The 12,616-nt window shown below is 64.4% G+C and carries 8 protein-coding genes; 5 read left to right on the forward strand and 3 right to left on the reverse strand.

Annotated features, from left to right (window positions below; genetic code table 11):
- Window positions 1–14: 14 nt before the first annotated feature.
- The 4 genes from MKK04_RS19715 to MKK04_RS19730 all read left to right on the forward strand — a co-directional run bounded on the left by MKK04_RS19715 (window position 15) and on the right by MKK04_RS19730 (window position 4,211).
- Complete coding sequence (locus tag MKK04_RS19715; protein ID WP_012273620.1) at window positions 15–938, forward strand: LysR family transcriptional regulator; 924 nt, start codon at window positions 15–17, stop codon at window positions 936–938.
- Window positions 939–951: 13 nt separating this feature from the next.
- Entirely contained in the window at window positions 952–1,764 is an 813-nt protein-coding gene (locus MKK04_RS19720) for an alpha/beta fold hydrolase (RefSeq protein WP_063912932.1), read from the forward strand.
- Window positions 1,758–2,315, forward strand: a complete 558-nt coding sequence (locus MKK04_RS19725; RefSeq protein WP_207830899.1) for a peptidylprolyl isomerase — start codon at window positions 1,758–1,760, stop codon at window positions 2,313–2,315. The genes MKK04_RS19720 and MKK04_RS19725 overlap by 7 nt, the downstream gene beginning before the upstream one ends.
- A gap of 63 nt (window positions 2,316–2,378) precedes the next feature.
- Complete coding sequence (locus MKK04_RS19730) at window positions 2,379–4,211, forward strand: ABC transporter ATP-binding protein (protein ID WP_207830897.1); 1,833 nt, start codon at window positions 2,379–2,381, stop codon at window positions 4,209–4,211.
- Between the two features lie 125 nt (window positions 4,212–4,336).
- Here MKK04_RS19730 and MKK04_RS19735 read toward each other — a convergent pair whose 3' ends face one another.
- Window positions 4,337–5,464, reverse strand: a complete 1,128-nt coding sequence (locus MKK04_RS19735; protein ID WP_207830895.1) for a GNAT family N-acetyltransferase — start codon at window positions 5,462–5,464, stop codon at window positions 4,337–4,339.
- A 262-nt stretch (window positions 5,465–5,726) separates the two neighbouring features.
- Between MKK04_RS19735 and MKK04_RS19740 the strand changes: the two genes are divergently transcribed.
- A complete protein-coding gene (locus tag MKK04_RS19740) occupies window positions 5,727–6,971 on the forward strand; it encodes a putative porin (RefSeq protein ID WP_025340175.1) in 1,245 nt (414 codons plus the stop codon).
- Between the two features lie 198 nt (window positions 6,972–7,169).
- Here MKK04_RS19740 and MKK04_RS19745 read toward each other — a convergent pair whose 3' ends face one another.
- A complete protein-coding gene (locus MKK04_RS19745) occupies window positions 7,170–8,291 on the reverse strand; it encodes a beta-ketoacyl-ACP synthase III (protein ID WP_233693743.1) in 1,122 nt (373 codons plus the stop codon).
- Between the two features lie 237 nt (window positions 8,292–8,528).
- Window positions 8,529–12,434, reverse strand: a complete 3,906-nt coding sequence (gene hrpA / locus MKK04_RS19750; RefSeq protein WP_207830891.1) for an ATP-dependent RNA helicase HrpA — start codon at window positions 12,432–12,434, stop codon at window positions 8,529–8,531.
- Window positions 12,435–12,616: the final 182 nt, after the last annotated feature.

The following is a 12,616-nucleotide window of genomic DNA, read 5'->3' on the forward strand; positions in this document are numbered from 1 at the left end:
AACAGGAGCGAAAGATGAAAGCGCCGCGCGTAACCCTTGACCAGTGGCGAACCCTGCAAGCAGTGGTCGATCACGGCGGGTTTGCCCAGGCCGCCGAGGCACTGCACCGCTCGCAGTCATCGGTCAGCTACACCGTGGCCCGCATGCAGGAGCAACTGGGCGTGCCGCTGCTGCGCATCGACGGCCGCAAGGCGGTACTCACCGAGGCCGGCAATGTCCTGCTGCGCCGCTCCCGCCATCTGGTCAAGCAGGCCAGCCAGCTCGAAGACCTCGCCCACCACATGGAACAGGGTTGGGAGGCCGAGGTACGCCTGGTGGTCGATGCCGCCTACCCCAGCGCCCGCCTGGTACGCGCCCTGGCCGCGTTCATGCCGCAGAGCCGCGGCTGCCGCGTGCGCCTGCGTGAAGAAGTGCTGTCTGGCGTCGAGGAAGTGATGCACGAAGGCATCGCCGACCTGGCCATCAGCAGCTACAGCATCGGCGGCTACCTGGGCGCCGAACTGAGCGCGGTGGAGTTCGTCGCCGTTGCCCACCCCGAACACAGCCTGCACCGCCTGGGCCGCGAGCTGACCTTCCAGGACCTGGAAAGCCAGTTGCAGGTGGTAATCCGCGACTCCGGCCGCGCTCAGCCGCGCGATGTCGGCTGGCTGGGTGCCGAGCAGCGCTGGACCGTCGGCAGCCTGGGCACCGCCGCTACCTTCGTCAGCAGCGGCCTGGGCTTTGCCTGGCTGCCCCGGCACATGATCGAGCGCGAGCTGCGCGAAGGCGTGCTCAAGCCGTTGCCGCTGGATCAGGGTGGCAGCCGCCACCCACTGTTCTACCTTTATTCGAGCAAAGAGAAGACCTTGGGCCCGGCCACGCAGATTCTCATCGACCTGCTGCGCAATTTCGACACCGCCCCACTGGACGTGCCCTTCGCAGCCCCCCCACAAGCCTGAGAGGACCGCGCCCATGGCCTATTTCGAACACGAAGGATGCGCACTGCATTACGAGGAATATGGCCAGGGCGAACCCTTGGTATTGCTGCATGGCCTGGGCTCCAGCTGCCAGGACTGGGAGCTGCAGGTGCCGGTGCTCAGCCGCCACTACCGGGTGATCCTCATGGACATCCGTGGCCACGGCCGCTCCGACAAGCCACGCGACGGTTACCAGATCGCCACCTTCAGTGCCGACCTGCTGGCCCTGCTCGAACACCTGCACACCGGCCCCGTGCACTTCGTCGGCCTGTCCATGGGCGGCATGGTCGGCTTCCAGTTTGCCGTCGACCACCCGCAATGGCTGCGCAGCCTGTGCATCGTCAACAGCGCCCCCGAGGTCAAGCGCCGCACCCGCAATGACTGGCTGTGGTGGCTCAAGCGCTGGGGCCTGGCGCGCCTGCTCAGTGTCGAAACCGTCGGCAAGGGCCTGGCCGAGCGGCTGTTTCCCAAACCGCAGCAGGCCGAACTGCGGCAGAAAATGGCCCAGCGCTGGGCACGCAACGACAAGCGCGCCTACCTCAAGAGCTTCGACGCCATCGTCGACTGGGGCGTGCAGGAACGCATCGGGCAGATCCACTGTCCTACCCTGGTGGTTGCCGCCGACCACGATTACACGCCGATACAACTGAAGCAGCGCTACGTCGCCCTGATGCCTCACGCCAGGCTGGTGGTCATCGACGATTCCCGGCACGCTACACCCCTCGACCAACCCGAGGTCTTCAACCAGACCCTGCTGCAATTCCTTGCAGCCGCTTCCACCTCTCAAGGATCTTTGAGCCCATGCTGAAAAAACTCCTGCTCACCGCCTGCTCGGTCGCCTTCGCCACCAGCGTCATGGCCTCCGACAAGACCCCGCACGTATTGCTGGACACCAGCTTCGGCCAGGTCGAAATCGAGCTGAATGCCGAGAAGGCGCCGGTCAGTACCAAGAACTTCCTCGAGTACGTCGACAGCGGCTTCTACAACAACACCATCTTCCACCGTGTAATCCCGGGCTTCATGGTCCAGGGCGGCGGCTTCACCGACCAGATGGTGCAGAAGAACACCCGCGCCCCGATCACCAACGAAGCCGGCAACGGCCTGCAGAACACCCGTGGCACGCTGGCCATGGCCCGTACCCAGGACCCGAACTCGGCCACCAGCCAGTTCTTCATCAACGTGGCCGACAACGACTTCCTCAACCCTGGGCGTGACCGTGGCTATGCCGTGTTCGGCAAGGTGACCAAGGGCATGGAGGTGGTCGACCAGATCGTCAATTCGCCGACCACCATCAAGAAAGGCATGCGCGATGTACCGGCCGACCCGGTCTACATCAAGTCGGCCAAACGCATCGACTGACCGCAGGCTTCACAGGGACGTGAAACCGCCTGAGGGCCGGATGAAACAGGAGTGTCGTCACCCATGCTGTACCGCCGTTTCGAACAACTGATCGACATCTTCCGCGACGCGCCCAGCGAGTCGCCGCCCGGCCAGGTCTGGCCGTTCTACCTGTATTACCTGCGCCAGGTGTGGCCGAGCTTTCTCGCCCTGCTGGTGGTCGGCCTGTTCGCCTCACTGATCGAGGTGGCGATGTTCAGCTACCTGAGCCGCATCATCGACCTGGCCCAAGGCACACCCAATGCCAACTTCTTCAGTGAGCACAGTGGCGAGCTGATCTGGATGCTGGTGGTGATCCTGCTGCTGCGGCCGGTGTTCTTCGGCCTGCACGATCTGCTGGTGCACCAGACCATCAACCCCGGCATGACCAGCCTGATCCGCTGGCAGAACCACACGTACGTGCTCAAGCAGAGCCTGAACTTCTTCCAGAGCGATTTCGCCGGGCGCATCGCCCAGCGCATCATGCAGACCGGCAACTCGCTGCGCGACTCCGCCGTGCAGGCGGTGGATGCGCTGTGGCATGTGCTGATCTACGCCATCACCTCGCTGGTGCTGTTCGCCGAGGCCGACTGGCGCCTGATGCTGCCGCTGCTGCTGTGGATCATCGGCTACATCGCCGCGCTGTACTACTTTGTGCCACGGGTGAAGGAACGTTCGGTTATTTCCTCCGATGCCCGCTCCAAGCTGATGGGGCGAATCGTCGATGGCTACACCAACATCGCCACCCTCAAGCTGTTCGCCCATACCGACTACGAACAGCAGTACGCCCGCGAAGCGATCAGCGAACAGACCGAGAAAACCCAGCTGGCAGCGCGCGTGGTCACCAGCATGGACGTGGTCATCACCACCCTCAACGGCTTGCTGGTGGTCGCCACCACCGGTCTGGCGCTGTGGTTGTGGAGCCAGTCGCTGATCACCGTCGGCGCCATCGCCCTGGCCACCGGTCTGGTGATCCGCATCGTCAACATGTCGGGCTGGATCATGTGGGTGGTCAACGGCATCTTCGAAAACATCGGCATGGTCCAGGACGGCCTGCAGACCATCGCCCAGCCGGTCACCGTCACCGACCGGCCCAACGCGCCAGCGCTCAAGGTCAGCCGCGGCGCGGTGCGTTTCGATGATGTGGACTTCCATTACGGCAAGGCCGCCAATGTGATCGAAGGGCTAGACCTGGACATCCGACCGGGCGAGAAGATCGGCCTGATCGGCCCGTCCGGGGCGGGCAAGTCGACCCTGGTCAACCTGCTGCTACGGCTGTACGACGTGCAGGGCGGGCGCATCCTCATCGACGGCCAGGACATTGCCGAGGTAAGCCAGGCCAGCCTGCGCGCGCAGATCGGCATGATCACCCAGGACACCTCGCTGCTGCACCGCTCGATCCGCGACAACCTGCTGTATGGCCGCCCCGGTGCCAGCGAGGCCGAGCTGCTCGAAGCAGTACGCCGGGCGCGGGCTGACGAGTTCATCCCGCAGCTGTCGGATGCCCTGGGCCGCACCGGCTTCGATGCCCACGTGGGCGAGCGCGGGGTCAAGCTGTCGGGCGGCCAGCGCCAACGCATCGCCATCGCCCGGGTGCTGTTGAAGAATGCACCGATCCTGATCATGGACGAGGCCACCTCGGCGCTGGACTCGGAGGTGGAGGCAGCGATCCAGGAAAGCCTGGAGACGCTGATGCAGGGCAAGACAGTGATCGCCATTGCCCACCGGCTGTCCACCATTGCGCGGATGGACCGGCTGGTGGTGCTGGACAAGGGGCGGATTGTAGAAAGTGGCAGCCACAGTGAACTGCTGGAGCAGCAAGGCTTGTATGCCCGGTTGTGGCATCACCAGACGGGAGGATTTGTCGGGGTCGACTGATTCCTGTACTGGCCTCTTCGCGGGTGAACCCGCTCCCACAGGGACCGCACAAATTTCACGGTCTATGCAGTACCTGTGGGAGCGGGTTCACCCGCGAAAGGGCCGGCACAGGCAATATGAATGGATCAGTCCCGGCGATAGGGCAACATCCCCCGGGCCTCCTCGGCATAGGCCCGCACCCCTTCCCGCTCCTGCACCAGAAAATCCTCCACCGCCCGCCGCAACCCCGGGTGCAGCAGGTAGTGCCACGACCGCGTCAGCACCGGCTCGAACCCGCGAATCAGCTTGTGCTCCCCCTGCGCCCCGGCATCGAAGCGCTGCAACCCCTCGGCAATGGCAAAGTCCATGCCCTGGTAGAAACACGTTTCGAAATGCAGCCGGTCGAATTCATCCAGGCACCCCCAGTAGCGGCCAAACAGGCTGTCGCCCCCCACCAGGCTCAGGGCCATGGCCACATCACGCCCACCCTGCCGCGCCATCACCACACGCAACGCCTCGGGCATGCGTTCTGCCAGCAGGCTGAAAAACGCGCGTGTCAGATAGGGCGCACGGCGGCGCACCGCATAGGTGTTGGCGTAGCAGCGGTAGACGAAATCCCACTGCGCCTCATCCAGTTCTCCCCCACGGTACCAGCGGAACTCAATGCCGTGCCCGGCCACCTGTTCACGTTCCTTGCGCATCTGCTTGCGCTTGCGCGAACTCAGGCTGTCGAGAAAATCCTGGAAGTCGCGGTAGCCGTGGTTGCGCCAATGGAACTGGCAACCCAGGCGCTCCATCCAGCCCGGCTGGCTGGCCAGTTGTTCGTCCAGCGCCGGCTCGGTGAAATTGATGTGCGCGCCAGACAGCCCACCCTTGCCCAGATACTCCGGCAACGCCTGCAGCACCAGCAAGCCATCGGCTGGGTCGGCGGCGAGCAGGCGCGGGCCGCTGACCGGGCTGAACGGCACGGCACCCAGCAGCTTGGGGTAGTAGGCGATGCCGGCCCGCTCACAGGCATCGGCCCAGCCATGGTCGAACACGTACTCGCCAAACGAGTGCCATTTGCGGTACGCCGGCAGCAGTGCCCGTACCTGCCCGTCCCGCTCCAGCACCAGGTGCTCGGCGGCCCAGCCGGTGCTGCGTGCGACGCTGCCGCTGTCCTCCATGGCACTGAGAAACGCATGGCGCAGGAACGGTTGGCCGGCCGGCACCAGGGCATCCCAGGTGGCCGCCGGAAGATCACGCAAATGGGCAAGGCTATACAGGCTGGTCACGGTTTTGGCTCGCTGTCTCAAGGTACCCAGTATCCCCAAGGAAGGCCCGCCACTCAAATCACCAACGCCGGGCCAGATCCTTTCATTCTCAATTACTTAACCGCAGTGCCACTAATTCGACATTAATCTGTCATTCGCCCCCGCAATACTTGCGCCTGTTTTCCGGAACCCCAGAACCTGTCTATTCAGGCCCTTTCCGAAGACATGCCAACACGGGGCGGGCGCTTGAGCCTCCCCCATCTTATTCAACAGGGAGAACCTTATGCGTCTTGTTTCTACACTTACCGGAGTGAGCCTCACCGGCATGATGCTGGCTCTGAGTACTCCGGCCAGTGCAGCTGTCGACGCCAAGCTGCTCGAAATGCTCCGCGCCAATGGCTCGATCAACCAGGCGCAGTACAACGAACTGCAGGCGGACCTGGCTCAAGAAACCAAGGAAAAGGCCGCTCAGAAAGCTCAGTCCGAACGGATGAGCTCCTTTGAACAGAAAGTGGCATGGGCCGCCAAGACTCAGATCAAGGGTGATGTGCGCCTGCGTTACGAAGACGTCAACGTCGACGACCCGATCGCTCGCAGCGGCAACCAGGACCGTGAACGTGTACGTGCCCGTGTCGGCTTCTACAGCGAGATCAACCCGCAGGTCGACGCCGGCGTGCGTGTGGCCACCGGCAGCAGCGCCGATGCCCGCTCGACCAACCAGAGCCTGGACAACTACTTCGAGAAGAAATCGCTGTGGGTTGACCTGGCCTACCTCGACTGGCACCCGACTGCCGTCCCGAACCTGCACCTGATCGGCGGCAAGATGCTGCAGCCATGGGTGAGCATGGGCGACATCATCTGGGACAGCGACATCAACCCGGAAGGCCTGGCCGCGACCTACAAGACCAACCTCGGCCCGGCCGAAGTGTTCGGCAGCATCGGCCACTACAACCTGAAGGACAACGTCGACGGCGACGGCGTGCAGTTCAAGCACGACGCACAACTGTACGCGGCCCAGCTGGGTACCAAGTTCAACGCGGCTGACACCGTCAAGGTCACCGTCGGTGGCAGCATCTACGGCTACGACAACGACAAGGAATCTGCTGCCCTGCGTTCGCTGGGCAACACCACCAACGAGTTCCAGCTGGTGGAAGGTTTCGGCCAGGTCGACTTCACCGGCTTCGCCATCCCGCTGTCGGCCTACGGCCAGTTCGTCAAGAACACCGAAAGCACCGATGGCAAGGACAAGGCCTGGCTGGCTGGCCTGAAGAGCAAGATCGGTGCCTGGAGCCTGGACTACAACTACCGCGACGTGCAGCGTAACGGTGTAGTCAGCCTGTTCACCGACTCCGACTTCGGTAACGGCTTCACCGGTTCCCGTGGCCACAAGTTCAAGGTGGGTTACGAAATCGACAAGAACTTCGCCCTCGGCGCGGCCTACATGATGGCCAAGACCGACTTCTCCAACCTGCCGAACAGCGATGCTGACGTAGACACGCTGCAGGTAGACCTGGAAGCCAAGTTCTAAGCGACACCCTGCACTGCTTCAGCTGAAGCGGGAAATGCCGACCCCATCCGGCATTTCCCGCTTTTTTTGCCTGTGACAAATGCACCGGCCTCTTCGCGGGTAAACCCGCTCCCACAGGGATATCACAGATTCGAATGCTGTGGTGTCCCTGTGGGAGCGGGTTCACCCGCGAAGAGGCCGGTACTGGCTTGCGCTCAATCAGCGCTTGCGCAGGATCACGCTACCAATCGAGTACCCCGCACCAAACGAGCTCAACACCCCCAGCGAGCCCTTGGCCAGGTCGTCCTGGTACAGGTGGAAAGCAATCACCGACCCCGCCGAACTGGTATTGGCATAACGGTCGAGAATCACCGGTGCATCTTCCTCGGCCACTTCACGCCCCAGCAGTTTCTTGACGATCAGGTGGTTCATGCTGAGGTTGGCCTGGTGCAGCCAGAAGCGTTTCACATCGCCTGGTTGCAGCCCGTTTTCCTGCAGGTGCTCACCGATCAGCTCGGCCACCTTCGGGCACACCTCGCGGAACACCTTGCGGCCTTCCTGGATGAACAGTTTGTCTGCCGCACCCTCGCCCTCTTCCGCCGCGCGGTTGAGGAAGCCGAAGTTGTTGCGGATGTTGTTGGAGAACTCGGTCCACAGCTTGCTGCTGACGATATCGAACTGGTGCGCCGAGGTGGCCTTGTCGGCACGTTCGAGCAACACCGCGGTGGCGGCATCACCAAAGATGAAGTGGCTGTCACGGTCACGGAAGTTCAGGTGGCCGGTGCACACCTCCGGGTTGACCATCAGCACCGCACGCGCCTGCCCCAGGGCCACGCTGTTGGCGGCAGTCTGGATGCCGAAAGTGGCCGACGAACAGGCCACGTTCATGTCGAAGGCAAAGCCCTGGATGCCCAGCGCCTGCTGCACTTCGATGGCGATGGCCGGGTACGGGCGCTGCAGGTTGGAGCAGGCGACGATCACCCCGTCGACATCGGCAGCGCTGCGGCCGGCGCGCTCCAGGGCCTGGCGGGCAGCGGCCACGGCCATTTCGCAGAGCACCGACGGTTCGTCGTTGGAGCGCTCGGGCAGGCGCGGTTTCATGCGCTGCGGGTCGAGGATGCCGGCCTTGTCCATGACGAAGCGGCTCTTGATGCCCGAGGCCTTTTCGATGAACGCCGCGTCGGACAGCGGCGCCGCTTCGACTTCACCGCGCTCGATGGCAGCGGCGTTGTCCTGGTTGAACTGCTGCGACCAGGTGTTGAAGGAAGCCACCAGTTCTTCGTTGGAAATGCTCTGGGCCGGGGTGTACAGGCCGGTGCCGCTGATCACGACGTTATGCACGGTCGTTCCTCTGGTCAAAGGCCATCGCCACGGGGCGCTGGCTGGAAACATGACAGGTTAATGGCACTTTAGTGCCAATTTAAAGGCGAGGGCTGCGCCCTCGTTCGCGGGCACGCCCGCTCCCACAGGTACAGCACAGGCAGCGAACCTTGCACATCACCTGTGGGAGCGGGCGTGCCCGCGAAGGGGCCGCAAAGCGGCCCCAAATTGCATCAATATTGCCACATCTGCGGAAGTTTAGCCCTCCACCTGGCTCCATTGCTTGCTCAATCGCTTGTCGGAAATCGGCACCTTGGTCCCCAACTGCTGGGCGAACAGCGACACCCGATATTCCTCCAGCCACCAGCGGTACAGGGTCAACTGTTCATCGCGCTTGCCTTCCTGGGCATGCTTGTCGGCACGGGCCTTGTACTGCGCCCACAGGTTGGCCAGCTCGCCGCTCCACACCCGGTCCTTCTGTACCTGCGAACCCAGCTTCTCCAGGCGCAGTTCCACCGCCTTGAGGTAACGCGGCAGCTCCTTGAACCAGGCCCCGGGGGTTTCGCGCACGAAGCCCGGGTACACCAGGTTGCCCAGCTGTTGCTTGATGTCGTTCAGCGCCACCGCCTGGCTCAGGTCGATCTTGCCCTTGAAGCGCTTCTGCAGCCCATGCCACAGCTTCAGCACTTCCAACGTCTGCCGTGCCAGGCGCTCGGCATGCTCGGCCCAGCTGCCGCGCTTGCGCTCGGCCAGGCCAGCCAGGGCCGCACCATCGCGTGGCAGCGGCTGTTCGCCTTCAAGGATGCAGCTGTCCAGGCTGGCCAGCAGAATATCCTCGACCAGCGCCTCGACCCGGCCCATTTCCCGGTACAGCAGGCCCAGCTCGGTCAGTCCCGGCAGCTTGCCGCGCAGGTACTTGGCCGGCTCGGCCAACTGCTGCAGCAACAGGCGCTGCAAGGCGCGGCGGTGCTGGAACTCGGCTTCGGCCTGAGTCGAGAAGCGCCCCTCGCGCACGGTGCCGCCCTCCTCCACCAGCGCCGGGTATACGGTCATCGACAGGCCGGCGATCTTCTGCTGCGCGGTCTGCTTCACCTCACTGAAAGCCTTGGCCTGCACCGGTTGCTCGCTCTTGGCGTCACGCGGCACGGCCAGCGCTGCCTGGCTGGCGGCGGCAAAGCGCGCGGTCAGCTCGGCCAGGTCGCGGCCTTCACCCAGGAACTTGCCCTGGCCGTCGACCACTTCGATGTTCATGCGCAGGTGGCCTTCAACCAGGTTGACCGACTCGTCCCAGGCCTCGTCAGGCACACGGGCGCCGGTCATGCGCAGCAGCTCCTGGCCCAGGGCCTGCGGCAATGCGCCCTGGCCAAAGGTCATGCGCGCCAGCGAGGCCTTGACGAAGTCCGGCACCGGCACGAAGTTCTTGCGCAGGGCCTTGGGCAGGTTGCGCACCAGCGCCACGCACTTGGCTTCCAGCAGGCCCGGCACCAGCCATTCCAGGCGCTCGCCCGGCAGGCTCGGCAGCAGCGGTGCCGGCACCCGTACGGTCACGCCATCGCGGGGGTGGCCGGGCTCGAAGTGGTAACTCAGCGGCAGGCGCAGCTCGCCCACCTGCATGCTGTCGGGGTATTGCGCGGCGGTGACTTCGCTGGCCTCACGGGCCAACACGTCTTCCTCGCGCATGATCAGCAGGTTGGCGTCCTTCTGGCTGCCCATGCGGTACCAGCTGTCGAAGGTCGCGGTCTGGTGGATTTCCGCCGGCAGGCGCGCTTCGTAGAAGGCGTACAGCGTCTCTTCGTCGGCGAGGATGTCACGGCGGCGGGCCTTGGCCTCCAGTTCGTCGAGCTCTTCCAGCAGGCGCTTGTTGGCCGCCAGGCACTTGGCCCGCGACTGGATTTCGCCACGCACCAGGCCTTCGCGGATGAACAGCTCGCGCGAGGTGACCGGGTCGATGGGGCCGAAATGCACCGGTCGACGGCCGACCAGGATCAGGCCGTACAGGGTGATCTGCTCGTAGGCCACCACCTGCCCGCGCTTCTTCTCCCAGTGCGGCTCGAAGTGGTTCTTCTTGACCAGGTGGCCGGCCAGCGGCTCGATCCAGTCCGGCTCGATCCTGGCCACCATGCGTGCGTACAGCTTGGTGGTTTCGACCAGTTCGGCAGCCATCACCCACTGCGGGCGCTTGCGCCCCAGGCCCGACGACGGGTGCACCCAGAAGCGCCGCTGGCGGGCGCCCTGGTAGTCGCCCTCTTCGGTCTTCTGGCCGATCTGGCTGAGCAGGCCGCTGAGAATGGCCTTGTGCATTTTCGGGTAGTCGGACGGGTCCTTGTTCACCGTCAGTTGCAGGTCACGGCAGATCAGCGCCAGCTGGCGATGGGCATCGCGCCATTCGCGCAGGCGCAGGTAATTCAGGAAGTTCTTGCGGCACCAGTTGCGCAGCGGGTTGGCGGTCAGCGCCTGGCGCTGTTCCTCGAAGCCACGCCACAGGTTGACCAGCGCGGCAAAGTCGGAATCCACGTCCTTCCATTGCGCGTGGGCCTGGTCGGCGGCCTGCTGACGCTCCGGCGGGCGTTCGCGCGGGTCTTGCACCGACAGCGCACTGGTGACGATCAGCACTTCCTGCAGGCTGCCCAGGCGGGCGCCTTCGAGCAGCATGCGCCCCAACCGCGGGTCGATCGGCAGGCGCGCCAGCTGGCGGCCGATCGGCGTCAGCTGGTTCTCGCGGTTGACCGCCGACAGCTCCTGCAGCAGGTTGAAACCGTCGCTGATGGCCTTGCCATCCGGCGGCTCGATGAACGGGAAGGCATCGATCGCGCCCAGGCGCAGGTGCAGCATCTGCAGGATCACCGCCGCCAGGTTGGTGCGCAGGATCTCCGGGTCGGTGAACGCCGGCCGGCTGTTGAAATCCTCTTCGCTGTACAGGCGCACGCAGATGCCCGGCTCGACCCGGCCACAGCGGCCCTTGCGCTGGTTGGCACTGGCCTGCGACACGGCCTCGATGGGCAGGCGCTGGACCTTGGCGCGGTAGCTGTAGCGGCTGATGCGTGCGGTACCGGTGTCGATCACATAGCGGATGCCAGGCACGGTCAGCGAGGTTTCCGCGACGTTGGTGGCCAGCACCACGCGGCGCCCGGTGTGCGGCTGGAAGATGCGCTGCTGCTCGGCCGGCGACAGGCGCGCGTACAACGGCAGGATCTCGGTATGGCGCAGTTGCGCCTTGCGCAAGATCTCGGCGGCATCGCGGATCTCCCGCTCGCCCGGCAGGAAGATCAGTACATCGCCGGGGCCCTTGCCCTCACTCCGCTCGTGGTGCGCCAGCTCATCCAGCGTGGCGAGGATGGCCTGGTCGACGGTGAGGTCGTCCTCGATCTGGTTGCCCTCCTCGTCCTGCTCGCTGGTCAGCGGGCGGTACCAGGTTTCCACCGGGAAGGTACGCCCGGACACCTCGATGATCGGTGCGCCGTCGAAGTGTTTGGAGAAGCGTTCCAGGTCGATGGTAGCCGAGGTGATGATCAGCTTCAGGTCCGGGCGACGGTGCAGCAGGGTCTTCAGGTAGCCGAGCAGGAAGTCGATGTTCAGGCTGCGTTCATGGGCTTCGTCGACGATGATCGTGTCGTAGCGTTCGAGGAAACGGTCGTGCTGGGTTTCGGCCAGCAGGATGCCGTCGGTCATCAGCTTGACCAGGGTGTTGGCGTCGCTCTGGTCCTCGAAGCGCACCTGGTAGCCGACCAGCCCGCCCAGGGGCGTGCCCAGTTCTTCGGCGACCCGCGCAGCAACGCTGCGGGCGGCGATCCGGCGTGGCTGGGTGTGGGCGATCAGGCCATGGCTGCCACGGCCCAGTTCCAGGCAGATCTTCGGCAACTGGGTGGTCTTGCCCGAACCGGTTTCGCCGGCGATCACAAGCACCTGGTGTTCGGCCAAGGCCTTCTTGATTTCGTCACGCTTGGCAGCGATGGGCAGGCTGTCGTCGTAGCGCACGGTCGGCACGCTCTGCTGGCGCGCGGTGACCTGGGCGCAGGACGCCTGGACCTTTTCCACCCACTGCGCCAGCTTTGCCTCGTCTGGGCGCTTGCGCAGTTCGTGCAATTGCCGGCGCAGGCGATGGCGGTCGGCGATCATGGCGTGGTCGAGGTTTTGCAGCAGTTTGTCGATGGCGTGGTCAGTCATGGGGCTTTTTAGTGATGCAGGTGGGCCTGCTTTTTCATGATCGGCATTCGAAGGATGCGCGATTGTCGCAGATTTGCCGGTTCTCTGCTGCCTGTGCCGGCCTCTTCGCGGGTAAACCCGCTCCCACAGGTACCCCACAGCTCTCAGCCTTGATGCGATCCTGTGGGAGCGGGTTCACCCGC

The sequence above is a fragment of the Pseudomonas sp. LS.1a genome (genome assembly GCF_022533585.1).
Taxonomy (GTDB): Bacteria; Pseudomonadota; Gammaproteobacteria; order Pseudomonadales; family Pseudomonadaceae; genus Aquipseudomonas.